Annotated in this window: 21 protein-coding genes; 5 read left to right on the top strand and 16 right to left on the bottom strand. The window is 63.0% G+C overall.

Going from position 1 to position 24573, the window contains the following annotated elements; all coding sequences use genetic code 11:
• Nucleotides 1-13 precede the first annotated feature (13 nt).
• A complete protein-coding gene (gene ureG, locus IB279_RS22245; RefSeq protein WP_034794155.1) occupies nucleotides 14-625 on the top strand; it encodes an urease accessory protein UreG in 612 nt (203 codons plus the stop codon).
• A gap of 47 nt (nucleotides 626-672) precedes the next feature.
• Here the strand turns inward: ureG and IB279_RS22240 are convergent, their stop codons facing one another.
• From IB279_RS22240 to IB279_RS22200, 9 genes are all read right to left on the bottom strand, one after another.
• Entirely contained in the window at nucleotides 673-1353 is a 681-nt protein-coding gene (locus IB279_RS22240) for a Crp/Fnr family transcriptional regulator (RefSeq protein WP_034794150.1), read from the bottom strand.
• 159 nt (nucleotides 1354-1512) lie between these two features.
• Nucleotides 1513-4830: an efflux RND transporter permease subunit gene (locus tag IB279_RS22235; protein ID WP_192339809.1), complete on the bottom strand. Its 3318-nt coding sequence runs from the start codon at nucleotides 4828-4830 to the stop codon at nucleotides 1513-1515.
• Between the two features lie 14 nt (nucleotides 4831-4844).
• Nucleotides 4845-6032: an efflux RND transporter periplasmic adaptor subunit gene (locus tag IB279_RS22230; RefSeq protein ID WP_034794147.1), complete on the bottom strand. Its 1188-nt coding sequence runs from the start codon at nucleotides 6030-6032 to the stop codon at nucleotides 4845-4847.
• Between the two features lie 524 nt (nucleotides 6033-6556).
• Nucleotides 6557-7549 carry an ABC transporter substrate-binding protein gene (locus IB279_RS22225; RefSeq protein ID WP_034794145.1) on the bottom strand — a complete coding sequence of 331 codons (993 nt, stop codon included), beginning with the start codon at nucleotides 7547-7549 and terminating at the stop codon, nucleotides 6557-6559.
• A gap of 51 nt (nucleotides 7550-7600) precedes the next feature.
• The gene (locus IB279_RS22220; RefSeq protein WP_089045639.1) at nucleotides 7601-8470 is read right to left on the bottom strand and encodes an ABC transporter permease; all 870 of its coding nucleotides are present in this window, start codon (nucleotides 8468-8470) and stop codon (nucleotides 7601-7603) included.
• The gene (locus IB279_RS22215) at nucleotides 8467-9351 is read right to left on the bottom strand and encodes an ABC transporter permease (protein ID WP_034794141.1); all 885 of its coding nucleotides are present in this window, start codon (nucleotides 9349-9351) and stop codon (nucleotides 8467-8469) included. The genes IB279_RS22220 and IB279_RS22215 overlap by 4 nt, the downstream gene beginning before the upstream one ends.
• Before the next feature lie 2 nt (nucleotides 9352-9353).
• Nucleotides 9354-9689, bottom strand: a complete 336-nt coding sequence (locus IB279_RS22210) for a membrane protein (RefSeq protein ID WP_034794138.1) — start codon at nucleotides 9687-9689, stop codon at nucleotides 9354-9356.
• Nucleotides 9686-10150: a GNAT family N-acetyltransferase gene (locus IB279_RS22205; protein ID WP_112771954.1), complete on the bottom strand. Its 465-nt coding sequence runs from the start codon at nucleotides 10148-10150 to the stop codon at nucleotides 9686-9688. Before IB279_RS22205 ends, IB279_RS22210 begins: the two co-directional genes overlap by 4 nt.
• Complete coding sequence (locus tag IB279_RS22200; RefSeq protein WP_034794266.1) at nucleotides 10140-10931, bottom strand: ABC transporter ATP-binding protein; 792 nt, start codon at nucleotides 10929-10931, stop codon at nucleotides 10140-10142. Before IB279_RS22200 ends, IB279_RS22205 begins: the two co-directional genes overlap by 11 nt.
• A gap of 121 nt (nucleotides 10932-11052) precedes the next feature.
• Here IB279_RS22200 and IB279_RS22195 point away from each other — a divergent pair, with 121 nt between their 5' ends.
• Nucleotides 11053-11466 (top strand): cupin domain-containing protein, encoded by a 414-nt coding sequence (locus tag IB279_RS22195; protein WP_112771955.1) that lies wholly within the window; start codon nucleotides 11053-11055, stop codon nucleotides 11464-11466.
• A 93-nt stretch (nucleotides 11467-11559) separates the two neighbouring features.
• On the opposite strand, the gene hydA is transcribed toward IB279_RS22195, so the two are convergent.
• Both hydA and IB279_RS22185 read right to left on the bottom strand, forming a co-directional pair.
• The gene (hydA, locus tag IB279_RS22190; RefSeq protein WP_112771956.1) at nucleotides 11560-13014 is read right to left on the bottom strand and encodes a dihydropyrimidinase; all 1455 of its coding nucleotides are present in this window, start codon (nucleotides 13012-13014) and stop codon (nucleotides 11560-11562) included.
• Between the two features lie 79 nt (nucleotides 13015-13093).
• A complete protein-coding gene (locus tag IB279_RS22185) occupies nucleotides 13094-14344 on the bottom strand; it encodes a Zn-dependent hydrolase (RefSeq protein ID WP_090298213.1) in 1251 nt (416 codons plus the stop codon).
• A gap of 282 nt (nucleotides 14345-14626) precedes the next feature.
• On the opposite strand from IB279_RS22185, the gene IB279_RS22180 reads away from it, so the two are divergent.
• Entirely contained in the window at nucleotides 14627-15280 is a 654-nt protein-coding gene (locus IB279_RS22180; protein ID WP_034794116.1) for a TetR family transcriptional regulator C-terminal domain-containing protein, read from the top strand.
• Between the two features lie 8 nt (nucleotides 15281-15288).
• On the opposite strand, the gene IB279_RS22175 is transcribed toward IB279_RS22180, so the two are convergent.
• From IB279_RS22175 to IB279_RS22165, 3 genes are all read right to left on the bottom strand, one after another.
• Nucleotides 15289-16218, bottom strand: coding sequence for a DMT family transporter (locus IB279_RS22175; protein WP_051659304.1), 930 nt, complete (start codon nucleotides 16216-16218; stop codon nucleotides 15289-15291).
• Nucleotides 16219-16369: 151 nt separating this feature from the next.
• A complete protein-coding gene (locus IB279_RS22170) occupies nucleotides 16370-18046 on the bottom strand; it encodes an adenylate/guanylate cyclase domain-containing protein (protein ID WP_112771957.1) in 1677 nt (558 codons plus the stop codon).
• 327 nt (nucleotides 18047-18373) lie between these two features.
• A complete protein-coding gene (locus tag IB279_RS22165) occupies nucleotides 18374-19273 on the bottom strand; it encodes a LysR family transcriptional regulator (protein WP_034794112.1) in 900 nt (299 codons plus the stop codon).
• Between the two features lie 107 nt (nucleotides 19274-19380).
• Here IB279_RS22165 and IB279_RS22160 point away from each other — a divergent pair, with 107 nt between their 5' ends.
• Nucleotides 19381-20403 (top strand): NAD(P)-dependent alcohol dehydrogenase, encoded by a 1023-nt coding sequence (locus tag IB279_RS22160; protein WP_090298204.1) that lies wholly within the window; start codon nucleotides 19381-19383, stop codon nucleotides 20401-20403.
• Nucleotides 20404-20468: 65 nt separating this feature from the next.
• On the opposite strand, the gene preA is transcribed toward IB279_RS22160, so the two are convergent.
• Nucleotides 20469-21782 carry an NAD-dependent dihydropyrimidine dehydrogenase subunit PreA gene (gene preA / locus IB279_RS22155; RefSeq protein WP_034794108.1) on the bottom strand — a complete coding sequence of 438 codons (1314 nt, stop codon included), beginning with the start codon at nucleotides 21780-21782 and terminating at the stop codon, nucleotides 20469-20471.
• A gap of 20 nt (nucleotides 21783-21802) precedes the next feature.
• A complete protein-coding gene (locus IB279_RS22150; protein WP_034794104.1) occupies nucleotides 21803-23164 on the bottom strand; it encodes an NAD(P)-dependent oxidoreductase in 1362 nt (453 codons plus the stop codon).
• A 311-nt stretch (nucleotides 23165-23475) separates the two neighbouring features.
• Between IB279_RS22150 and IB279_RS22145 the strand changes: the two genes are divergently transcribed.
• Nucleotides 23476-24429: a sugar-binding transcriptional regulator gene (locus IB279_RS22145; protein WP_112771958.1), complete on the top strand. Its 954-nt coding sequence runs from the start codon at nucleotides 23476-23478 to the stop codon at nucleotides 24427-24429.
• The last annotated feature ends 144 nt before the right edge of the window (nucleotides 24430-24573 follow it).

Here is a 24573-nt window from a genome sequence, read left to right as displayed (position 1 = left end):
AAAGGATATCCAGATGGCATCGAAGAACGGTCCCCTTCGCGTCGGCATCGGCGGGCCGGTGGGCTCGGGCAAGACGGCGCTGACCGACAAGCTCTGCAAGGCGATGCGGGAGAAGTACTCCGTCGCCGTCGTCACCAACGATATCTACACCAAGGAAGATGCCGAGGCGTTGGTGCGCATGCAGGCGCTGCCCTCCGATCGCATCGTCGGGGTGGAGACCGGTGGCTGCCCGCATACGGCGATCCGCGAGGACGCCACGATCAATCTGCAGGCGATCGCTGATCTCAACCGCCGCATCCCCGATCTCGATGTCGTCTTCATCGAATCCGGCGGTGATAATCTCGCGGCGACCTTTTCGCCTGATCTCGCTGACCTGACGATCTATGTCATCTCGGTCTGCCAGGGCGAGGAAATCCCGCGCAAGGGCGGGCCGGGCATCACCAAATCGGACCTTCTGGTCATCAACAAGAAGGATCTGGCGCCCTATGTCGGGGCCGATCTCGACGTGATGCAGCGGGATGCGACGCGCATGCGGGCGGAAAAGCCCTTCGTCTTTACCGACATGAAGCGCGGCGACGGCATCAACCGGATCGTCGATTTCCTGACGCTGCACGGCGGCCTCTGACGCCGTCCGCTTTTGTTGCTTCTGGCGCCGGCCCCTTCGTCAACGCGTCAGAAGCGCTCCAGCGCCTGCCGGTCATGGATCTCGATGACGCGGCCCTTGACGGTGACGCCGGAGCGGCGAAGGGCCGAGAAGGCGCGCGACAGTGCCTCGGGCGCCAGGCCCAACTTGCCGGCCAGCACATTCTTCTGGAAGGGCAGGCGGAAGGAAAAGTTGGTGATGCCATCGGGGCAATTGCCGAGGATATAGCTCGCGACCCGCTGCGGTGCCGTGAGCAGCCGGTCTTCGGCCAGGCAATCCTCCGCCATTTGTGCGTGCCGGCACAAAAGCTGCATCAGTGCGTCGGCGATCTCGGGCGTCTGTTCGGCCAGCTTGCGAAGCCTGCGGCTGTCGATGCGCGCAAGCATAGTCGTCTCGATCGCCTGGGCGTTGGCGGTGGCGCGGTTGCCAAGGAACATGGCGCTTTCGCCGAAAAGTTCGCCTTTCGGGAAGACGGCGATATCCGCCTCGCGCCCGTCCTTGCCCAGCCGGTAGAGCCGCACCAGACCGGAGAGGACCAAGAAGACTTGGTCCAGTGCCTCGCCCTGGCCAAAGAGGATGTCGTGCTCCTCGTGGGTGGAAACCACGACATCATCGAGAATGGCGCTCGACGCCGCCGCCGGCAGCTTTTCGAAAAAGCAGGAGCCGAGCAGCACCGCCCTGTCGTTCGAGTTCAATCGCAACGTCTTCATCGTACCCGTCCTGAGTAAAATCCAGTGCTAGGGTAGAGGGCTTTGCAGATCGTGGTTTGACCTCGATCAAATAGAAATAACAAAAAGCCCGCGCTTGCAGGGCGCGGGCTTGCTTTAGAATTGTGGCCGCCCAGGGCGGAGAGCCCCTTCGGCGATGACCTACTCGGCAGCGAGCGCTGGGTGGTTGATGACCTTGCCGCCGGACCGTCCCTTGGTCTGGTCCGTTTCCAGCGTCTTCAGCCGGTCTTCCAGGCCTTCGATCGTCTTGCCTTGCTCGTGCACCAGATCCGTGAGGGCCTCGCGGTCGAGCGGCAGGTTTTCCTCGTCCTTCTTGCCGACGAAGCGGCCGAAGATGCGGGCGAGCAGTCGCGAGAGGTCGTCCATGATCAGGAAGAACGACGGCACGATCACGAGGCTCAACACCGTCGAGACGATGATGCCGCCGATCACGGCGATCGCCATCGGGGCGCGGAACGAGCCGCCTTCGCCGACGCCGAGCGCGGAGGGCAACATGCCCGCCGACATGGCGATCGAGGTCATGATGATCGGGCGGGCGCGCTTGCGGCCGGCCTCGATCATGGCGACCTGCCGGTCCATGCCGTGATGCATCATCTCGATACCGAAGTCGACGAGCAGGATGGCGTTCTTCGTGACGATACCCATCAGCATCAGGATGCCGATCAGAACCGGCATGGATAGCGCGTTCTGCGTCAGGATCAGCGCGGCCGCCACGCCGCCGATTGCGAGCGGCAGCGAGAACAGGATCGTGAAGGGCTGGATCACGTCCTTGAACAAGAGGATCAGCACCACCAGCACCAGCATCAGGCCGAGCAGCATGGCGTTGCCGAAGCTCTGCTGCATTTCCGCCTGCACCTCGGCGTCGCCGCTTTCGAGGAACTGCACGGACTTCGGCAGATCGGCCTGGCCGGCGATCTGCTTGAAGCGCTCCGAGGCGGTGTTGAGCGCAACACCGACCGGGAGATCCGCGCCGAGCGATACGACGCGGTTGCGATCGTAGCGCTTGATCGAGCTCGGGCCTTCCGAATAGTTGATGTCGGCAACGCTCGACAGCGGCACGGTGGCGCCGGCGGCGGTCGTGATCTTCAGATTGCGGATCGCGGCGATATCCGTGCGGAAGTCGCGGTTGATCTGCACGCGGATCGGGATCAGCCGCCCGTCGAGGGCGATCTTGGTCAGCGCCGCGTCGATATCGCCGATGGTGGCGACACGGATCACCTCGGAGATCTGCGCGGTGGTGATGCCGAGGCGCGACATCTGCTCGTCCCGCGGACGGATCTGCAGTTCCGGACGGGGAAGGGCGCCATCCGGGCTGACATTGGCCAGCAACGAGTCGCTCCTCAACTTGCCTTCCAGCGTCGCCACAGCCTGATCGAGATCGGCCTCGTTGTTGGAGAGCAGGTTGAAGGAGAGGTCACGCTCACCGCGGTCGTTGAGCTTGATCACCCGCACATCCGGAATGTCACGGACGCGAGCGAAGATTTCCTTCTCGATCTGCGACTGCGGGATGATGCGGCCGGCAGGCGGCATCTTCGGCAGGTACGCGCCGATCACCGGCGTGCGGCCGATGACGTCATTGACGATCTTGTTGACGAGCGACTGGTCGAGCTTCTTGAGAAGCACCGTCACCGTCGCGCGGCGCAGTTCCAGGTCGCCCTTCGGCGAGGCACCGCCGAGTACGAAGATGTTGTCGACGCCTTCGATATCCTTGATCCGATCGTAGATCTCGGTGGTGGTGCGGTCGGTGTCCTCGAGCATGGCGTCCGGCGGCAGCTCGATCGACAGGCTGACGCGCGAGGCGTCTTCCGGCGGCAGGAAGCTGCCGGGCACGAAGAGGACGAGCGCGAAGACAGAGCCGATCGAGAAGACGATGGCCGCAAGCAGCGTCAGGTAGCGGGTGTACCAGTGCTTCGTCGTGGCGACCACGAGGCGCGTATAGTTGCGCATCATGAAGCCGTCCCGGTCATGATGATCACTGCCGGCGTCCGATGGGCGCATCAGATAGGCGGCCATCACAGGCGTGATCAGACGCGCGACGAGCAGCGAGAAGAACACCGCGACGGCGACCGTCAGACCGAACTGGATGAAGTATTGGCCGGGAATGCCCGGCATGAAGGATACGGGCACGAAGACCGCGATGATGGTGAAGGTCGTCGCGATAACGGCAAGGCCGATTTCGTCCGCCGCTTCGATCGAGGCGCGATAGGGCGATTTGCCCATATGGATGTGCCGCTCGATGTTCTCGATCTCGACGATCGCATCGTCGACGAGAATACCGGTTGCGAGCGTCATCGCCAGGAAGCTGACGAGGTTCAGCGAGAAGCCGAGCAGGTCCATGACCCAAAAGGTCGGGATCGCCGACAGCGGCAGGGCCACGGCGGAAATCAGCGTTGCCCGCCAGTTGCGCAGGAAGAGCATGACGACGATGACGGCGAGCAGCGCGCCTTCCATCAGCGTGTGCAGCGCCGCCTCGTAGTTGCCGTAGGTGAAGTAGACGGAATCGTCGACCATCTCGATGGTGACGTCGGGGTTCGCCGCGCGGATCTTTTCGAGCGACTTGGCGACCGTCTCGGCGACGCTGACTTCCGAGGCGCCCTTCGCGCGGAAGACCGCGAAGGTCACGCCGGGGTTGCCGTTGAAGCGCGAGAAGGAACGCGGTTCCTCATAGGTATCGGTGACCGTGCCGAGATCGGACAGGCGCACGAAGCGGCCGCTCGGCACCGAGATCATCGTGTTGGCGAGCTGCTCGACATTGCGGGTATCGCCCAGCGTACGGATCGCCTGCTCGCTGCCGCCGACCTGACCACGGCCGGAGCCGAGGTCCATGTTCATGCGGCGCAGCTGGCCGTTGACGTCGGCGGCGGTGATGCCGAGCGAATTCAGCTTGTCTTCGTTGAGTTCGACCCGGACTTCGCGGTCGGCGCCGCCGTAACGGTCGACGCGGCCGATGCCCTTCTTGCCCTGGATCTCACGCTTGATGACGTCGTCGACGAACCAGGAGAGTTCTTCGAGCGACATGCCCGGCGCGGACACGGAGAAGGTCTGGATCGCCTGGCCCTCGACGTCGACCTTGGAGACGATCGGTTCTTCGATCGAGGTCGGCAGGTCGCTGCGGATACGGTCGATCGCGTCCTTGACGTCCTGCACCGCCTGGGCCGTAGGCACTTCCATGCGGAAAATGACGGCGGTGGTCGAGGTACCGTCGTTGATCGTCGACTGGATATGATCGACGCCGGTGACGCTTGCGACCGCGTCCTCGACTTCCTTGGTGACCTGGGTTTCGAGCTCGGCCGGAGAGGCGCCGCTCTGCGTCACGTTGATCGAGACGATCGGGACGTCGATATTGGGGAAGCGGGTGATCGGCAACGACACGAAGGACTGGTAGCCCAGCACCATCAGGACGACGAAGAAGAGGATCGGAGCGATCGGATTGCGTATGGACCAGGCTGAGAAGTTCATGGTCACGGTTCCTGTCAGTTGGTCGCTGATGCGGCGGACTTGACGGGGTTGATGCGGTCACCGTCGCGGACATAGGCGCCGGCTCTCGCTACCACTTCCTCCCCGGCCTTCAGGCCCTCGAGGACTTCGATAAACTTGCCGTCGGAAATCCCCGTCTTGACCGGCAGGATGCGGATGACGCCGTTTTCGACCTTGCGAACGATGGTGCGGCCGTTCTCATTGGTAACGGCCGTTTGCGGCAGGACCACCGTCTGCTTCTGTTCGGCGGTGATCAGCGCGCTCGCATACATGCCGGCGCGTGCCTTCTCGGTGTCCATCAGGCTGATGAAGACGGTGCCGAGGCGGCTGACGGGATCAACCGTCGGAGCGATCAGGCGGATCTTGCCTTCGACCTTGGTGTTGCCGCCGGCAAGCGTCACGACGGCCGGCTGGCCGACAGCGAGCTTGATGATATCGGCTTCGGCGACGTCGGCTTTCATCTCGATGGCACCGTCGCGGATCATGGCGAAGAGCGGGTCGCTGTTACCGGTGGCGATCGCGCCGACCTTGGCATTCTTGGCCGAGATGACACCTGCGACCGGTGCCTTGACCTCGGTTCGGGCGAGGCGCAGGTCGATGTCGTCGATTTGCGCTTCAGCGACCTTGATGTCGGCACTCGCCACGGCAACGGCCTGTTCGGCCGAAAGCACACGGGCATGCGTCGCGATCGCGAGCGCCCGGACGCGATCGGCCTCGGCCGTCGAGACGGTGCCGTTCTTGGAGAGTTCGGCTGCGCGGTCGCTGACCCGTTTGGCCTCGTCGTTGTTGGCTTTGGTTTCGCTGAGCTGTGCGTTCAACTGGGCAAGCCCGGCCTCGGCCTTGGCAAGCGAGGCTTCGAGTTCGCTCTTTTGCAGGCGAAGCGCGTCGTCGTTGAGGACCACGAGAACACTGCCGGCTTCAACCGTGTCGCCGACATCGACATTGAGCGTGCGGATGGAGAGGCCGTCGACCATCGGGGCGACATAGACCTGCTCGACGGCCTGGATGGTGCCGGTCGCAACCACCCGGTCGCTGATCGACTGGTCGACCGCCGTCGTCACGACGATGGAGGGCAAGCTCGGTGCTGGTTTCGGTTGCGCTGCTTCCTCCGCCCGGGCGAAGGAAAGCGAACCAAGGGTCATCGCAGCGCACACGCTGAGGACAGGCAATACTTTTTGAGCCATCGGCTTCACAGTCCCGGCAATGGAAACAATATCGAGCGGATCTCCGCTTGATGCAGGATCCACGGGCAATCAGGCTATTTTACCGCACCGCCACAAGGTCCCGGCAAAGTGCTCGGGAACAGGAGATGGCGTATTCCTCACTTCGCGCTCCGCGTGCACGGTATCAGACCGTAGACGCGGGCGGAACTGGGACCGGTTACCGCAGGCAAGGCACTGGAAAAAAGACGTCCCCCGTCATGCCTGCCTCCAACAAACATCGTGGCCTATGTAATCTCGGCCTTCGACGCTTACAAGGGTGCACGAAGCGATGGTGCCTCAATATTCCGTTCGTTCTGCGGTTATGGTTGCGATCTTGACACGATCTTGACAATGGCAAGCAAAGGTAGCGCCGTTGTTCGCCGGATTACCACCCCCACGCCCGGTACCCGGCAGCAGCTTGGCGGATGCGAACGACCGCTAAGAAAACGGAAGAGGGCCGCACGATACTGAGCCGTGCGACCCTCTTTTGCGTTGCGGAGACAGGCCTATTTCAGCGCGGCGTCGGTGATCTCATGTGTCCAGGCGCCCTCGGGCTCCTTGGAAATCACGGGATCGGAACCACCCGAAAGCAGCGACTGCACGGTGCGTTTGTAGTCTGCTTCGTCGAGCGAGCCGTTGGAGCCGGCGGTGAGCTTTGCCACTTCGCTCATCATGCGCTTCTGGTGCTTCTCGGTCTGGGCGCCGGTGGAATCGTTTTCAAGAACGATATCGGCGGCCTCGTCCGGGTTCTGCTCGGCATATTTCCAGCCCTTCATCGAGGCGCGGACGAACTTGACCATCTTGTCCTTGAAGGCGGGATCCTTGAGTTTGTCCTCAAGTACGTACAGGCCGTCTTCGAGCGTCGCTACGCCCTGGTCTTCATACTTGAAGGTCACCAGGTCGTCCGTCTTGATGCCGGCGTCGATGACCTGCCAGTACTCGTTATAGGTCATGGTGGAGATGCAGGCGGCCTGCTTCTGGATCAGCGGGTCCACGTTGAAGCCCTGCTTCAGGACGGTCACGCCGTTCGGGCCGCCGTCGGTCGGGATCTTCAGGTGCGCCATCCAGGAGAGGAACGGATACTCGTTGCCGAAGAACCACACGCCCAGCGTCTGACCCTTGAACTTGTCCGGGCTGGTGACGCCGGTTTCCTTCAGGCAGGTCAGCATCATGCCGGATTTCTTGAACGGCTGGGCAATGTTGACGAGCGGCACGCCCTTTTCGCGGGTGGCAAGGGCCGAGGGCATCCAGTCGACGATAACGTCGGCGCCGCCGCCGGCGATCACCTGGGCCGGGGCGATGTCCGGACCGCCGGGCTTGATGTCGACGTCGAGGCCTTCTTCTTCGTAGAAGCCCTTGTCCTTGGCGACGTAGTAGCCGGCAAACTGCGCCTGAGTCACCCACTTCAGCTGCAGCGTCACCTTTTCGGCAGCTTCAGCCTGGAACGCTGCGAGCGAAAAGACGCCTGCGGCGAGAAGCGATGCAAGTCTTTTGTTCATGTCAGTTCCCTCTTGTTTTTACTTCGTTTTATTTAAGTTCTTCAAGCAGGCTCAGGCGCGCCCTCCGCGAATGGAGGGATGCCAGAAGGTGACGGCGCGCTCGATGAGTGCGACCACGCCGTAGAAGGCGGAACCGGCGACCGCCGCAACGGCGATCTCGGCCCAGACCATGTCGACATTCATGCGTCCCACTTCCGTGGAAATCCGGAACCCCATGCCGACGATGGGGGTCCCGAAGAACTCGGCGACGATGGCGCCGATCAGCGCCAGCGTCGAATTGATCTTGAGCGCGGTGAAGATGAACGGCCAGGCGGCCGGCAGGCGTAATTTGACCAGCGTCTGCCACCAGGAGGCGGCGTAGGTGCGCATCAGGTCGCGTTCCATGTGGCTGGCGGCGGCAAGGCCGGCAACCGTGTTCACCAGCATCGGGAAGAAGGTCATGATGACGACGACGGCGACCTTCGACTGCCAGTCGAAGCCGAACCACATGACCATGATCGGCGCTACCCCGATGACGGGAAGGGCCGAGACGAAATTGCCGAGTGGCAGAAGGCCTTTCTGCAGGAAGGGCGAACGGTCGATCAGGATCGCAACGGCGAAGCCGAGGCCGCAGCCGAGCGCATAGCCGATCAACACTGCCTTCAGGAAGGTCTGGCGGAAATCGGCGCCGAGCGTCGGCAGCGAATTGATCAGCTTTTGCCAGATCATCGAGGGTGCCGGCAAAAGCACGGAGGGGACCTGGAAGCCGCGGACGATGCCTTCCCAGAGAACCAGGATGGTGATGCCGAAGATCACCGGTACGGCGAAGCGGGCGGCGCTGTTTGCGGCCGCGCTCTGGAAGTTCTGGCGCACCAGCCATTCGTTGAAGGCCCAGGCGGTGAGCCAGAAGATGATCGCGGCGGCAAGGACGGGAAGGTTCATGGTTTGGCTCCCATGCGCTTCAGGACGGCGGTGTGGGCAAAGCCGACGATCATGACGAGAACGGCCGCAAGGGCTGCCGCCATGAAGAGAGCGGCCCAGATCTGCACCGTCTGGCCATAATAGGAGCCGGCCAGCAGCCGGGCACCAAGACCTGCGACCGCACCGGTCGGCAATTCGCCGACGATGGCGCCGACCAGCGAGATGGCGACGGCAACCTTCAGCGAGGTGAAGAGGTAGGGCATCGACGACGGCCAGCGCAGCTTCCAGAAGGTCTGCGACGGGGAGGCATTGTAGGTGTGCATGAGGTCGAGCTGGATCGTCTCCGGGCTGCGCAGGCCCTTCACCATGCCGACGACGACCGGGAAGAAGGAGAGATAGGTCGAGATCAGTGCCTTCGGCAAAAGTCCGGAAATGCCGATGGCGTTCAATACGACGATGATCATCGGCGCAATCGCGAGGATCGGGATCGTCTGGCTGGCGATGACCCAGGGCATCAGCGAGCGGTCCATGGCGCGGTTGTGGACGATGCCGACTGCCAGGAGGATGCCGAGGGCGGCGCCGATGCCGAAGCCGAGAAGGGTTGCCGAAAGCGTGATCCAGGCGTGGTAGACGAGGCTGCGCTTCGAGGTGATTGCCTTGTTGAAGGTGGTGTCCCAGATCTCGGCGATCACCTGGTGCGGTGCCGGCAGTACCGGACGTTCTTGCGCCATGGTGTTGCGCACGATCTCAGAGAAGCTGATCTCGGTGCCGGCGCGGGCTGCTGTATCACGCTCGAAGGGGGCGTTGAGGAAGACGACCGCGACATACCAGATGGCGATCAGCAGCAGGACGACGGTGCCGACCGGCACCAACTTGTCCCTGAAGAAACTTGGTTCCTGCATCGTCACGCCTTTCCGCTTGCGGGGAACAACATCAGGCCCATTGCGACGATGCCGAGAAGCACGCCGGCGGCCTGCGTGAGGCTCAATCGTTCGCCGAACACGGTGAAGGCGATGACATTGACCATAACGAGCTGCACGATCGCCGACAGCGAGATTGCCAGGCCGAGGCCGCCCTCGCGCATGAGCTTCACCATGATGATGTTGCCGATCACGTAGAGCCCGAGTGCAAGCAAGAGCATGCCGAGGTGGTTGTTGGAGACATAGGCGCGCGAGGCGGTGGCGCCGCCAAGGAAGATCGTCGTCGCCAAGAGCATCCAGAGGCCGAAGGCAAGGTTCATGCCCGCACCTTTCTGCCGCGCCAGCGATAGAGGATATCCGGCAGTTGCTCCTCGTTGTCGCCGTCGGTCCGCCGCACAGCCTCGAAGCCCTGGTGCTCGTAGAAGCGCTGGGCATCACGATTGTGTTCGAAGGTCCATAGGCTCAATTCATCCGGTGACATCGCCTTGGCGCTGTCGATCAGCCGGGCGCCAATGCCTGCGCCACGATGCCACTCATCGATGTAAAGCGCGGTGACGTGGTGGTCGTCAGAGAGGGAAAGGAAGCCGGCGATCTCGCCGTCGTCCTCTGCCAAGAGCACGATGCGTTCGGCAAAGACGGTCTCGGCATAATAGCGTTCGACATCGGCATGCTCGTGCACCCGCGGCATCCAGGCCGTCGCGTCGATCCAGCGGTTGAGAATGCCGGCGCAGGCGGCCATGTCGGTCTGTTCGGCCCGGCGGATGCCGATGCTATTCGTCATAGCTGTGTCCCGCGCGCAGGCCTTCGCGGACGCGATGGGCGATTTCGAGGAACTCGGGCGTTTCGCGAATGCCGAGCGGCCGTTCGCGCGGCAGCGGCGATTCGATCACATCGGTGACGCGGCCGGGGCGGGGGCTCATCACCACGATCTTGGTGGAGAGGTAGACAGCTTCAGGGATCGAATGGGTGACGAAGCAGATCGTCTTGTTGGTGCGGGCCCAGAGCTTCAAGAGCTGTTCGTTGAGGTGGTCGCGAACGATCTCGTCGAGCGCGCCGAAGGGCTCGTCCATCAGAAGCAGGTCGGCATCAAACGCCAGTGCGCGGGCGATGGAGGCGCGCTGCTGCATACCACCGGAGAGCTGCCAGGGATATTTCTTGCCGAAGCCGGAGAGGTTGACGAGGTCGAGCGTGCGCTCGATGCGGGCCTTCTTCTCTTCCTTCGAATAGCCCATGATCTCCAACGGTAGAGCGATGTTGTTTTCGATGGTGCGCCAGGGATAGAGCGCTGCGGCCTGGAAGACGTAGCCATAGGCGCGCTTGTTGCGCGCTTGCTCAGGCGTCATGCCGTTGACGCTGATCGTGCCGGAGGTCGCTTTTTCCAGATCGGCGATCACGCGCAAGAAGGTCGTCTTGCCGCAGCCGGACGGACCGATGAAGGAAACGAAGTCACCCTTGGCGACATCCAGGTTGACGCCGGTCAGTGCATGCACCGGGCCATCGGCGGTTTCGAAAGTCAGGCAGAGGTCCCGGGCCGAAACCACGGATGCGGTATTGGACGTCATCGGCGAATACTCATTCTGGCTGGTCTGTGTCAGACTGCTATCCGGACCGGCAACATGCAATCGCGGATTTGGGTGCGAAGCCGTTTGTTGCTGGTTTTTCAGGGAATTCTGGAGAACGCTCATGTCTCGATCATCCAATCCGGGCTGTCGCGTGGTTCGTCCTGAAGGCGCCGTGGCCGGCCAGCAGGGGCTCAACTATTTCGAGGGCATTGCGGCGGAGACCGTCGGGGCAACCGGGCTCTGCATGCACATCGTCACGATCCCGCCCGGTGCGCGCGCCAAGGCGCATCTGCATGAGAGCCACGAGACGGCGATCTACGTGCTTTCCGGGGAGGCCTGGACCTGGTTTGGCGAGAGGCTTGAGGAGCACGTCGTCGCTAGGGCCGGTGAGATGGTCTACATCCCCGCCGGCATGCCGCATCTGCCGGAGAACCGCTCGAACGCGCCCTGTTCGGCCGTCATCGCGCGCACGGATCCGAACCAGCGCGAAAGCCTCGTGCTGCTGCCCGAGCTCGATCAGTTCGTGCCCGCCTGACGCCGCCCGCGCCGAACTGCCCCGCCATAGTGGTGGGACATGTCCGGTGGGACAGAGCGGCGCGAAGACGTGCAAGCCGCGAAACATGAGGCCTCAAACGCCCGTGGCCGGAATGCCGGTGCGCTGGACGGCGCGGGGGGCGGTGACTTCCTTCCAGTTGGAAAGGGCTGAGCTGACCGCCGGGAAGGGATCGCGGCGGACGAATTCGCCATGGCCTTCGCGGGTCTTGACCGTGCCTTCCTCGATCGCGACGACGCCGCGGGTAAGGGTAAAGCGCGGCAGGCCCTTGACCTCCTTGCCCTCGAAGACGTTGTAGTCGATCGCCGACTGCTGGCTCTTGGCGGAGATCGTCTTGGTGCGCTTCGGATCCCAGACGACGAGATCGGCATCGGCGCCGACGAGGATCGCGCCCTTCTTCGGGTAGATGTTGAGGATCTTGGCGATGTTGGTCGAGGTCACGGCCACGAACTCGTTCATGGTGATGCGGCCGGTGTTGACGCCATGGGTCCACAGCATCGGCATGCGGTCTTCAAGGCCACCGGTGCCGTTCGGGATCTTGGTGAAATCGCCGACGCCGAAGCGCTTCTGCTCGGACGTGAAAGCGCAGTGGTCGGTCGCCACCACCTGCAGCGAGCCCGAGGCAAGGCCGGCCCAGAGACTGTCCTGATGCAGCTTGTTGCGGAAGGGCGGCGACATCACGCGGCGGGCCGCATGGTCCCAGTCCTTGTTGAAATACTCGGTTTCATCGAGCGTCAGATGCTGGATCAACGGTTCGCCGAAGACGCGCATGCCCTTGGAGCGGGCCCGGCGGATCGCCTCGTGCGCCTGCTCACAGGAGGTGTGCACGATGTAGACCGGGCAGCCAGCCATGTCGGCGATCATGATCGCGCGGTTGGTCGCTTCGCCTTCGACCTCGGCCGGGCGCGAATAGGCGTGCGCTTCCGGCCCGTTGTTGCCCTCGGCAAGCAGCTTTGCCTGCAACTGCGCGACGACGTCGCCGTTTTCGGCGTGCACCAAGGGCAGCGCGCCGAGGGCGGCGCAGCGCTGGAACGACGAGAACATCTCGTCGTCATCGACCATCAGTGCGCCCTTGTAGGCCATGAAGTGCTTGAAGGTGTTGATGCCCTTGTCTTTGACGATGGTCTCCATCTCGTTGAAGACCTGCTCGCTCCACCAGGTGATCGCCATGTGGAAGGAATAGTCGCAGTTGGCGCGGGTGGACTTGTTGTCCCACATGGTCAGCGCTTCGAGCAGCGACTGGTTGGGCGAGGGCAGTGCAAAGTCGACCACCATGGTCGTGCCGCCGGCAAGGGCTGCGCGCGTGCCGCTTTCGAAGTCGTCCGAGGAATAGGTGCCCATGAAGGGCATTTCGAGATGGGTATGCGGGTCGATGCCGCCGGGCATGATGTAACAGCCGCTCGCATCGAGCGTTTCGTCGCCCGACAGGTTCGGGCCGATCTCGACGATCTTTCCGCCCTCGATCTTGACGTCCGCCTTGTAGGTCAGGTCGGCCGTGACGATGGTTCCACCCTTGATGACAGTGCTCATGATTGTTCCTCGCGATTGCGCTTCCGGCGGCCAGGCAACCGCCACGAAAAAGGGCGGAACTTTCGTCCCGCCCGCAAACTCATTCGACGATTTCGGCCGTTTCGACGACGGCGTGGAAGAGGACGTCGGCGCCGGCGCTGGCCCACTCCCTGGAGATGTCCTCCGCCTCGTTGTGGCTGAGGCCACCGACGCAGGGGCACATGATCATCGTCGTCGGCGCCACCTTGGCGGCCCAGCAGGCATCATGCCCGGCGCCCGAGATGAGGTTCATGTGGCTGTAGCCGAGATGCTCGGCGGCGTTACGCACGGCGCTGACGAGCTTTGGATCGAAGGTGACCGGCTCGAAATGGCCGATCGCCTCGATGGAACAGCCGACGCCAAGCGCGTCAGTGATCTTCGGTGCCTCGGCCTCGATCTTTGCCCGCATACGGTCGAGCTTGGCCTTGTCCGGCGAGCGGATGTCGACGGTAAAGACCACCTTGCCCGGCAGCACGTTGCGGGAATTGGGCGAGAAGAACACCTGGCCGACGCCGCCGACGGCGCCCGGCTGGTTTTCCATCGCGACGCCCTGGACCATTTCCAGAATGCGGGCCATGGCAAGGCCGGCGTTAACGCGCATGTTCATCGGGGTCGAGCCCGTATGGGCTTCGCGGCCGGTGAGCGTGAACTCCAGCCACCATAGGCCCTGACAGTGGGTGACGACGCCGATGTCCTTGCCCTCGGCTTCGAGGATCGGGCCCTGCTCGATATGGTACTCGAAATAGGCGTGCATCTTGCGGGCGCCGACTTCCTCGTCGCCGACCCAGCCGATGCGTTTCAGTTCGTCGCCGAAGGTCTTTCCTTCGGGATCCTTGCGGCCATAGGCGAAATCCTGACTGTGCACGCCGGCAAAGACGCCCGATGCGAGCATGGCCGGCGCGAAGCGCGCGCCTTCCTCGTTGGTCCAGTTGGTGACGACGACGGGATGCTTGGTCTTGATGCCGAGATCGTTCATCGAGCGAACGACCTCGAGGCCCGAGAGCACGCCGAGCACGCCGTCATACTTGCCGCCGGTCGGCTGGGTATCGAGATGCGAGCCGATATAGACGGGCAGCGCATCCGGGTCGGTGCCGGGCCTTGTGAAGAACATATTGCCCATGGTGTCGACGCCCATGGTGAGGCCGGCCTTTTCGCACCAGGACTGGAACAGCCGGCGCCCTTCGGCGTCCTCGTCGGTCAGCGTCTGGCGGTTGTTGCCGCCCGCGACACCAGGGCCGATCTTGGCCATTTCCATAAGTGAATCCCACAGGCGGTCGGCATTGACGCGCATGTTCTCGCCAGGTGCAGCCACGGCGGTCTCCTCATCTCTTCAGGGCTTTGCCTGGATCGGCGCGCCCTCATGTTCCCGTGGTCAAATCCAGGCTTGGTTTTTTCTGGTGCCCTTCGATCAGCCGTTGCCTTTGGCGGTGAACTGGCTGATAATTTGACCGGTTGGTAAACATTACAACTTCCGTTGCGGCACTCAAGCCGGAAAAACAAAAAAACGAAGTTGTTGCCCAATAAGATGGCGAGGCCGGAAATTGGGCAGCCGGTTCCTGCGCGACGAGCTGCGCAGGCATGGCCAGGGGGAAAGATGGTATTACCGAGAGCGGCCAGGACCCAGAGGCGGACCCGCATACAAGGGGAGAAGGAAGAGCGCATTCTCGAGGCCGCGCTCGAAGTCTTTTCCGCCAACGGTTTCCGCGGCTCGACCGTCGACCAGATTGCCGAAGTGGCGGGAATGTCGAAGCCCAATTTGCTCTATTATTTCCGCACCAAGGAAGCGATGCACCGGGCGCTGATCGACCGGGTGCTCGACACCTGGCTCGACCCCTTGCGGGAGTTCAACGCCGAGGGGAATCCGGTCGCCGAAATCCGCAGCTATATTCGGCGCAAGCTCGAAATGGCCCGTGACTATCCGCGCGAAAGCCGGCTCTTCGCCAACGAGGTGCTGCAGGGCGCGCCGCATATCGAGGACGAGCTCAAGGGGCCCTTGAAGTCGCTGGTCGACGAGAAGGCCGAGGTAATCCGGGCCTGGGCCAAGGCCGGCAAGATCGCCAAATGCGACCCCTATCACCTGATCTTCGCGATCTGGTCCACCACCCAGCACTACGCCGACTTCGACGTGCAGGTGCGCGCCGTGCTCGGCCAGGGCAATGCTGGCGATGGGCGCTTCGAGGATGCGGCGCGCTTCCTCGAACGGCTCTTCGTCGACGGGCTGCAGGTGAGCGAGCAGCCGGCGGCTTGAGCCGCCTTTCAATCTGGCAGCAGCGCCATCAACAGCAGGCCGCAGGCCGTGGTCAGCGCGCCGGCAAGCACCGGCAGGCTGGTCCAGCCATGACCGAGCAGACCCTCGAGCAGGATGATGAAGCTCGGCGTCAGATAGCCGTAGCCAAGCACTTTCGATGCGGGTAGCCGCATCGAGGCGTATTGCAGGAGCAGGAAGGTGATCGCCGTGGTCACAACGGCCAGATAGAGGACGGCGAGCCAGACGACCGGTGGTAGGCTGGCGAAATCGGCCGTGACGAGACCGGCCGCGCCCGGTACCAGCAGCCAGGGCACGGTGAAGACAGCCACCCAGAAGCCGAAGGCGAATGGACTTTCCTCTCGGCCGAACTTGCGGATCAGCGGCACATAGACCGCGTGGCAGACGACGCCGACGAAGAAGATCAATTCGCCCTGGCCGACGTCGAAGGCAAGGATCGCGCCGACATCGGCGCGAAAGATCACCCAGACGGCGCCAAGGGCAGCGATGATGAGCCCGGCGAGCACGCCCGGGCGCGTATGCTGACCGAGCAACACAAACGCGAAGCCGGCGCTCAAGAGCGGCATCAGCGTGAAGACCGCGCCTGTCGAAACAGGGCTGGTGAACTCCAGCGCCTTGAACATCGTCAGCATGTAGACGGCGATCAGCCCGCCGAGGATCACGAAGCGCCACGCTTGCTTGGGAAAGCGAAAGGGAACGCGCGCATAGCCGAAGGTGAGCAGGCCAAGGACGACGACGGTCAACAGATAGCGCCAGAGCGTCAGCGGCCCGGCGCCCATATGTTGGGTGGCAAGGCCGCCGAAGGAAAAGGAGCCGGCGATCAGGACGGCGAAGGTCATCATCGCCAGATGCGCCTTCAGCTTCTCGGCGCCCTTCGCATGAACCTGGTGCGCGGTTTTCGGGGAGACGTCCTGTTTCATGCGGGCTTCCGGATTGGATCGGCGGCGAGGGCGGGAAGGATCTCCACTACTAGATCATTTCAGCGCTTCATTGAAACCGTGAAAAGATCGAAAGCCTTGAAGGTATGCAACTTCGGGCGTGAAAACTGTTTCACGCTTTCAAGGGGTTGCACTACGCGTTCGACGGTGCCGGTTGCAAGGCCGTGGAGATACCGGCTGCATTCCCGACGATCCAGGTTTCGAGCGTCGCCTGCCGGCCGCGCAGGCCGATGTCCAGCCGCTCATGCCCTTCGATCACCAGGCCCGCGCGGTTGACGAGCTCGGCCGAGACGGCCAATTGTACGTCGTGTTCCTTGGCGAGGCCTTCCAGACGGCTCGCCGTGTTGATCGTATCGCCGACCGCGGTCAGCGACGTCGCCTGGCCGTAGCCGATCTCGCCGATGATCGCGGGGCCGGCGTGCAGGCCCATGGCGATGCGCAGCGGCTCGTCGAGTTCGCCGCGGAAGGTCTGGTTCAGCGTCTCGAGGCCCTTGGATATGCGCACTGCGGCGGCAAGCGACTGCCGGCAGGCCTCCGTGTAGGTGCTCTTCAGCCCGAAGATCGCCAATGCGCCGTCGCCGATGAACTTGTCGATGACGCCACCGGAATCCTCGACCGCTTCGCCCACCATCTCGAAGTAGCGGTTGAGCAGGAACACGGTGTCGAAAGGCAGCTTGTGTTCGGCAATGCTGGTGAAGCCGCGCAGGTCGCAGAAGAGCACGGCGATGCGCCGTTCGCGACCTTCGCCGCCCTCGCGGCCGATCTGCTTCTTGATGCCGAGGCTGTCGCTGTCGAGGATCGGCACGACGGTGACGTTGTGGACAGGGCGAAACTGGCAGGCGAGGCGGACATTGTCGGGTGCGCCGATCCGGGTGAGTGTCGCGAGCTCCGCATCCTCGGGTAGCGGCTGGTCTTCAAGCCCCTGGATGATGCGCACCCGGCAGGTCGAGCATCGGCCACGGCCGCCGCAGACCGAGACGTGGGCGATGCCCGCGGCCCTGCTCGCCTCGAGCACGCTGAAGCCGAGATTGACGGTGGCCACCCGACCGTCGGGATAGCGCACGCGAATGCGCCCGCCCTTTGGCATGGCCCGCAGCAGGAACGTGCCGGCGATCAGGCCGCCGAAGCCGAAATAGAGGCCGAGCCGAATATCCTCGAGAAGCGTGAGGTCGAACTGAGGCTTCGAATAGGAACGGTCGCCGTAGCCGCCATGTTCGGCGTAACCGTCCTCGATCGAGCGGGCGCCGCTGACGAAGCCGAGCAGCGCGAAGATCGGCACGAGGATCGCGACCGTGTAGAGCAGGATTTCGTAGCGCGGGAACCAGGCTCGGCCGCGCATCCAGAACCAGGCTCCGAGGCAGCCGTGGCCCCAGACGAGCAGCAGGGCGAGCGATTGTCTCGTGGCATTGACGGAATTCGACCAGAGCATGCGGAGCATGTCCGGATAATCCGCGTCGACCTCGGTGAGAAGTGGCTCGACGCGTGCGGCGGTGACATGACCGATCAAAAGGAAAGGCAGGCTGAGGCCGAAGACGATCTTCAGCGCCTCGCGCGCCGGCATTCTGAGCGTCTGCCGACGATAGATGCTTTCGAGCGCCATGGCGAAATGCAGCAGCAGGGCGCCGTAGAGCAGCACCGTGCCGGGCAGGCTGTGCCAGATGAGATTGAAGCCTTTGCGGGCGGTTTCCATCGCTTCGACGGAGATCAGGCCGAGCGAGTGGTTGAAGAAATGCGCCAGAACGAACGTACCGAGTATGGCCCCGGAGACGAGGTGCATTCGCTTGCGTCGGTTGGCCGAAATGATCGTCAAGCAGCAAGTCCGGCTCTGCCGGAGCTTCGTCCGGCTGCAGTGTCAAAACCGTCGGAGATCGCGTTGCGGCCCTGATCGAGCCCGCGGGGCACCCCGTATGAGTTCTCCCTTATTATCCAGATCGTACGAGCCGACAACTTACCATTTTTACACAATCTGTTTCGTTTTCGTGTCCTGTTCGTTATCGGCGCAGCACGCTATTCAACCGAATCCGGCCGCAGGAACGCGCTCGGGTGCGGGCGGGATCCGCAGAGCCGGGCGAAGCGGTCGCCAATGCCGGCCATTATCCGCACGCCGCCGCCTTCGGACGCAGGAATGCTCCGCGGATCATTGCATCATGGGGGCCAGTCGATCGGCCAGCGTGTCGATCATCAGCCGCAATTTCGGCGGCATGTATTGCGTGCGCGGCCACACGACATGGGCTGCGAAGGAGAGGGCTGGCACATCGGTAAGAATGCGGACGAGCCGTCCTGAGTCGATGTGGCTGCGCACCAGCCAGCACGGCAGCCATGCAAGGCCGAAGCCGTCTGCCGCCGCATCGGCGATCGAGGTCAGGTCGTCCAGTTTCAGCCGTGCCGGCGGCGTCACCTGCCGGGGTACCGCTCCCTTGACCGGGAAGGACCAGGAAAGCGCATCGCTGCTGCGCCGATAGAGGATCGCCTGATGGTGAAGAAGGTCATCGATGCTGCGCGGCGTGCCGTGCCGCTGCAGGTAGGCGGGGGAGGCGCAGACCGTCATGGGCTGGTCGGCAACCTTGCGCGCCATCACATCGGGTTCATCGGGCAGTGGACCCGTGCGAATGGCGAGATCGAAGCCATCCTCGACAAGATCGACCCTGCGGTCGCTGAAATTGACGTCGAGTTCCAGGAGCGGGTGCTGACCCAGCAGTTCCGACAAGAGCGGCATGACGCATTGCCGTCCGAAAACCACGGGCAGGGACATGCGCAGCCGACCTCTGATCTCCTGCTTGCCCGATTCCAGCAGTGCCTCGCCGGCACGAATCTCACCAACGGCTCTGAGACAACTTTCATAATAGAGCTGGCCTTCGGCCGTCAGGCTTTGTGTGCGGGTCGTGCGATGGAAGAGCCGGACGCCAAGTCTTTGTTCGAGCTTGGCAATCGTCTTGCCGACAGCGGAGCGCGAGAGGTTCAGCCGTTCGGCCGCCGCTGAAAATCCACCAGCTTCGACCGCCTCGACGAAGATCGAAATGCCTCCCAATCGCTCCACGATTGTCTCCTTTCAAGAACCAATATGGCGAATTCTTATCGCAACTGGAGAGATAAATTCAACGCTATGCTTCCTCCATCAGATCAATCCAGTGAAAGGAACGGACCATGGCAAGACTGATGAAGGAATGGACGATCGACGCGCTTGGAGCCGAAAACCTCAAAATTACCGAGCGCCGTGTTCCGGAGCCGGGCCCAGGTGAGGTGCTGGTTCGCACGACGGCCGTGTCACTCAATTTTCGTGACAAGCTGGTCCTGGATAACGGCATGGGCATGCCGTTATCCTTCCCCTTCGTGCCGGGCTCCGACATGGCCGGTGTGGTCGAAGCGGTCGGCCGGGGCGTGTCCCGTTTCCAGCCCGGCGATCGGGTCATCTCCGTTTTCGATCCGACCTGGATCGACGGTCAAAAGCCGGGAACGGCTCGTCACCCAACGTCGTTTGCCCTTGGCGGCCTGAACCCGGGTGTCGCGTCGCAATATGTCGCTTTCCCTGAGGACTGGTTCGTCGCAGCACCCGAGAGCCTCGACGACGGCGAGGCGAGCACCTTGCCCTGTGCCGGGGTGACGGCCTGGTTCGCCCTGGTCGAGAAGGGGCATCCCAAGGCCGGCGACCGCGTCGTCGTGCAGGGCACCGGCGGCGTATCGCTGTTCGGGTTGCAGATCGCCAAGGCGCATGGCGCCGAGGTCATCGTCACGTCGGCCAGCCAGGAAAAGCTCGAGCGCGCGCTTGCTCTGGGCGCCGACCATGGCATCAACCGCGTAAAAGAGGATTGGGCGGAGCGGGTTCTTGAGATTACCGGCGATCACGGCGCCGATCATATTCTGGAGATGGCGGGTGGTACCAATCTTGGCAAGTCGCTGCAGGCGGTTGCCGTGCAGGGACGGATATCGGTGATCGGGGTGTTCGAGGGCGCGGAGATCTCGGCGCCGGTCACGCCGGTCCTGCTGAAATCGCCGGTCATCCAGGGCATTGGCGTTGCCCATCGCCGGGCACTCGAGGATTTCACCGTGGCGATCGACCGGACCGCGATCAAGCCAGTCATCGATGCGCGCTATTCGTTCGAACAATTCCGCGAGGCTTTGGCGCATCTCGACCGCGGCCCGTTCGGCAAGGTCGTCGTCGAGTTCTGAGGGCACATGAGAAAACGCCGCCGGATTTGTGGTCCGGCGGCGTTTCGATGAAGTGACGAGATCCGCTACTCAGCGGCCTGGCGGGCCATCGGGTTGTTCGGATGGGTCGTCCAGTTGGCGTAGTTTGGATCGACCGGCTTGCCGGTGCGCTGGTCGAGCGTGCCGGCCGGCAGTTCTTCCATGGTGATGCAGTTTTCGACGGGACAGACGTTGACGCAGAGATTGCAGCCAACGCACTCGTCTTCCATTACCTCGAAGTGACGTACGCCGTTGACGAACTGCGTGATCGCCTGGTGCGAGGTATCCTCGCAGGCGATGTGGCAGCGACCGCACTTGATGCAGGCATCCTGGTCGATCTTCGCCTTGGCGATGTAGTTGAGGTTCAGATACTGCCAGTCGGTAACGTTCGGGACCGCGCGTCCGGTGATATCATCGAGGTTGCGGTGCCCCTTGGCGTCCATCCAGTCGGAGAGGCCCGAGATCATTTCCTGGACGATCTTGAAGCCATAGGTCATGGCTGCGGTGCAGACCTGGACGTTGCCGGCGCCAAGTGCCAGGAACTCGGCCGCGTCGCGCCAGGTGGTGATGCCGCCGATGCCGGAGATCGGCAGGCCGTAGGTTTCCGGATCGCGAGCGATCTCGGCGACCATATTGAGCGCGATCGGCTTCACCGCCGGGCCGCAATAGCCGCCGTGGGTGCCCTTGCCGCCGACCGTCGGGTTGGGGGCGAAGTTGTCGAGGTCGACCGAGACGATCGAATTGATCGTGTTGATCAACGACACCGCGTCGGTGCCGCCGGCCTTGGCGGCGCGGGCGGGCTTGCGGATGTCGGTGATATTGGGCGTCAATTTGGTGATGACAGGCATGCGCGTGTACTGCTTGCACCAGCGCACGACCATCTCGATGTATTCCGGCACCTGGCCGACCGCAGCACCCATGCCACGTTCGGACATGCCGTGCGGACAGCCGAAGTTGAGTTCGATGCCGTCGGCGCCGGTTTCCTCGACCAGCGGCAGGATCGCCTTCCACGCCTCTTCCTCGCAGGGCACCATGATCGAGGCGATCAGGGCGCGATCCGGCCAGTTCATCTTCACCTGCTTCATTTCGCGCAGGTTCACATAGAGGTCGCGGTCGGTGATGAGCTCAATGTTGTTCAGCCCGAGCAGCCGGCGGTCGGCGCCCCAGATCGCGCCGTAGCGCGGGCCGTTGACGTTGACGACCGGCGGGCCTTCCTCGCCGAGCGTCTTCCAGACGACGCCGCCCCAGCCCGCCTTGAAGGCGCGCTCGACGTTGTAAGCTTTGTCCGTCGGTGGGGCGGATGCCAGCCAGAACGGGTTCGGGGATTTGATGCCGACAAAATTGTTGCGAAGATCAGCCATTGGTTTCTCCTCCCGATCCCTTAGGCAACTGCGCTCGCGCGCGGCGCTGCCGCGGCGAAGGCCCGATTGATCGATTCAGCCGCGTCGCGGCCCATGGCGACGGCCGAGACCGTGAGGTCTTCACCGCCGAGCACGCAGTCGCCGCCGGCCCAGACGTTGGGCAGCGACGTGCGCCCCTCGGCGTCCGCGACGATCCGGCCGCCTTCGAGTTGCAGCGCGCCGAGGCCTGCTCCGAGGAAGCTCTGGCCGATCGCCTTGAAGATCTGGTCGGCAGCAATGATACCGGTTTCGCCGGTCGCCGTCAGCTTTCCGTCTTCGAGCGTGGTGTATTCCAGCTCGATGCCGGCGACCTTGCCGTCCTTCTCGGCGATGCGCTTCGGCTGCAGCCAGTGGCGGATGGTGACGCCCTTGGAGGCCGCCAGGTCCTGCTCGAACTCGGAGGCGTTCATGTGCTCCTTGCCGCGGCGATAACAGATCGTCACTTCTTCCGCGCCGAGCAGCTTTGCCTGCACGGCCGCATCGATTGCGGTCATGCCGCCACCGAGGACGACGACGCGACGGCCGACCGGGATATCGGCCTTGGTCTTCGACTGGCGAAGGGCGGCGATGAAGTCGACGGCATCGTCAACGCCTTCGGCACTTTCGCCTTCGAGACGCAGCGCGTTCACGCCCGCAAGGCCGAGGCCGAGGAAGACGGCGTCATACTGTTCCGAGAGGTCGGCGAGGGTGAAATCGCGGCCGATCGCCTGGCCCTGGCGCACTTCGATGCCGCCGATCGCCAGCACGTAGTCGACTTCCTTCTGCGCGAAGTCGTCGACCGACTTGTAGGCGGCAATGCCGTACTCATTGAGGCCGCCGGACTTCGGCCGGGCATCGTAGATCACGACGTCGTGGCCCTTGACGGCCAACCGATGGGCAGCAGCAAGGCCGGCCGGGCCGGCGCCGACGACGGCGATCTTGCGGCCGGAGGTTTCAGCACGGGTGTAGAACTGCTTGTTCTCTTTCATCGCCACGTCGGTCGCATAGCGCTGCAGGCGGCCGATCTCGACCGGGCGCTCCTCGGCGGTGTTGCGAACGCAAGCCTGTTCGCACAGCGTTTCGGTGGGACAGACGCGGGCGCACATGCCGCCCAGGATGTTCTGATCGAAGATCGTCTTGGCCGATCCGATCGGGTTTCCGGTCGATATCTGCCGAATGAACAGCGGGATATCGATGGAGGTGGGACAGGCCGTCATGCACGGCGCGTCATGACAGAAATAACAGCGGTCGGAAGCGACGAGGGCCTCGTGCTTGTCGAGCGGTGGATGCAGGTCGGAGAAATTGCTCTCGTACTCCCCGAGCGGCAGGCGGCCGCCGAGGATCCCAGATTGTGTCGTTCCCATTTTTGGCTCCCAATGTTTTCTCAGGATGATGGAACGGTAACACGCTTTATTTTTTTATCAAACGGTAAAAATTTAAGGTCGAAACGGCCGAAAAGCCTTGTGATCCCGGGCCTTGCGGCAGACCTGCCAAGCCCTTGTTCTTGGCCGATGTTTGACAGGGCGGGGCAATAGTGGCAGCAGATCAGAGCGGGGTGAGGAAAAGTGTGCGCGGTTTTCCGCCCGCACCCCGCTCTGCTTATGAGGATCGATCACGATACTTTTGGATCGACAGGATCCAAAAGTATCGTGATCGGGGGGGATGGAGAACAGCGATGGCACGCAGGGGCGAGGCGAACAACAGGCTTGACGATGCTGCCCGGGCAGGCTGGCTATACTATGTCGCTGGCCGCACCCAGGATGAGATCGCCACCGTCATGGGAATCTCGCGCCAGTCGGCGCAGCGGTTGGTTTCGCTCGCCATGTCCGAGCGGCTGATCAAGGTTCGGCTCGACCATCCGATTGCCGCCTGCCTCGAGGCGGCCGCAGGTCTTCGCGACAAATACGGACTGAAACATGTGGAGGTGGTGCCGAGCGATCCCGGTTCGACCTCGACGACCGTTGGCATCGCGGAAGCCGGGGCCGCCGAGATCGAGCGCTGGCTGAAATCGTCCGAGCCGCAGGTGCTGGCGATCGGTACCGGGCGCACGCTGAAAGCGGCGGTCGATCAGTTGCCGCCGATGGAATGTCCGCAGCACCGCATCGTGTCGCTCACGGGCAATATCGGCCTTGATGGTTCGGCCGCCTATTACAACGTCATCTTCAGCATGGCCGATGCGGTCAAGGCCCGGCATTTTCCGATGCCGCTGCCGGTGCTCGCCGCTTCGGCCGAGGAGCGGGAGGTGCTGCACAGCCAGAGCCTGGTGCAGGTGGCTCTGAAGCTAGGCGCCGAAGCCAATGTCGCCTTCGTTGGCGTCGGCGAACTGGGACCTGATGCGCCGCTCTGCCAGGACGGGTTCCTCGCCCAGGACGAGATGGCCGGTCTGGCCAAGGCGGGTGCCGCGGGCGAGATCTGCGGCTGGATGTTCGATCATGATGGCGCGTTGCTCTCGGGCAGCTTCAACGAGCGCGTCGCCTCCGTTCCCTTGCCGCCGCGCGACCGGGCGTCTGTCATCGGACTTGCCAAGGGGCAGCGCAAATATGAGGCGCTGCGGGCGGCCGTAAAGGGCGGCATTATCAACGGCCTTATCACCGATGAGGCGACGGCGATCTATCTGCTCAACGCATGATCGTTATGCGAAACGATTGAAAAGGCCGGCCCCAGCGCCGGCCTTTCGCATTTGCGAAACGAAAAAATCGGCAATCAAAACAATCTTCTAATGTTTCTGTGTGCGCCGCAGCAACGAATGCGCATTGACAATTTGTCATGAGAA

This window comes from Ensifer sp. ENS06, from assembly GCF_014852205.1.
GTDB classification, from domain to species: domain Bacteria; phylum Pseudomonadota; class Alphaproteobacteria; order Rhizobiales; family Rhizobiaceae; genus Ensifer; species Ensifer adhaerens.
This window is presented reverse-complemented; position numbering and strand designations above follow the sequence as displayed.

Coding starts and splice junctions, on each gene's coding strand:
- IB279_RS22215 (WP_034794141.1), bottom strand. CDS start 9,351: ATGCAGGAACCAAGTTTCTTCAGGGACAAGTTGGTGCCGGTCGGCACC.
- ureG (WP_034794155.1), top strand. CDS start 14: ATGGCATCGAAGAACGGTCCCCTTCGCGTCGGCATCGGCGGGCCGGTG.
- IB279_RS22195 (WP_112771955.1), top strand. CDS start 11,053: ATGTCTCGATCATCCAATCCGGGCTGTCGCGTGGTTCGTCCTGAAGGC.
- IB279_RS22220 (WP_089045639.1), bottom strand. CDS start 8,470: ATGAACCTTCCCGTCCTTGCCGCCGCGATCATCTTCTGGCTCACCGCC.
- IB279_RS22210 (WP_034794138.1), bottom strand. CDS start 9,689: ATGAACCTTGCCTTCGGCCTCTGGATGCTCTTGGCGACGACGATCTTC.
- IB279_RS22240 (WP_034794150.1), bottom strand. CDS start 1,353: ATGAAGACGTTGCGATTGAACTCGAACGACAGGGCGGTGCTGCTCGGC.
- IB279_RS22160 (WP_090298204.1), top strand. CDS start 19,381: ATGGCAAGACTGATGAAGGAATGGACGATCGACGCGCTTGGAGCCGAA.
- hydA (WP_112771956.1), bottom strand. CDS start 13,014: ATGAGCACTGTCATCAAGGGTGGAACCATCGTCACGGCCGACCTGACC.
- IB279_RS22235 (WP_192339809.1), bottom strand. CDS start 4,830: ATGAACTTCTCAGCCTGGTCCATACGCAATCCGATCGCTCCGATCCTC.
- IB279_RS22205 (WP_112771954.1), bottom strand. CDS start 10,150: ATGACGAATAGCATCGGCATCCGCCGGGCCGAACAGACCGACATGGCC.
- IB279_RS22230 (WP_034794147.1), bottom strand. CDS start 6,032: ATGGCTCAAAAAGTATTGCCTGTCCTCAGCGTGTGCGCTGCGATGACC.
- IB279_RS22200 (WP_034794266.1), bottom strand. CDS start 10,931: ATGACGTCCAATACCGCATCCGTGGTTTCGGCCCGGGACCTCTGCCTG.
- IB279_RS22225 (WP_034794145.1), bottom strand. CDS start 7,549: ATGAACAAAAGACTTGCATCGCTTCTCGCCGCAGGCGTCTTTTCGCTC.
- IB279_RS22180 (WP_034794116.1), top strand. CDS start 14,627: ATGGTATTACCGAGAGCGGCCAGGACCCAGAGGCGGACCCGCATACAA.
- IB279_RS22175 (WP_051659304.1), bottom strand. CDS start 16,218: ATGAAACAGGACGTCTCCCCGAAAACCGCGCACCAGGTTCATGCGAAG.
- IB279_RS22150 (WP_034794104.1), bottom strand. CDS start 23,164: ATGGGAACGACACAATCTGGGATCCTCGGCGGCCGCCTGCCGCTCGGG.
- IB279_RS22145 (WP_112771958.1), top strand. CDS start 23,476: ATGGCACGCAGGGGCGAGGCGAACAACAGGCTTGACGATGCTGCCCGG.
- preA (WP_034794108.1), bottom strand. CDS start 21,782: ATGGCTGATCTTCGCAACAATTTTGTCGGCATCAAATCCCCGAACCCG.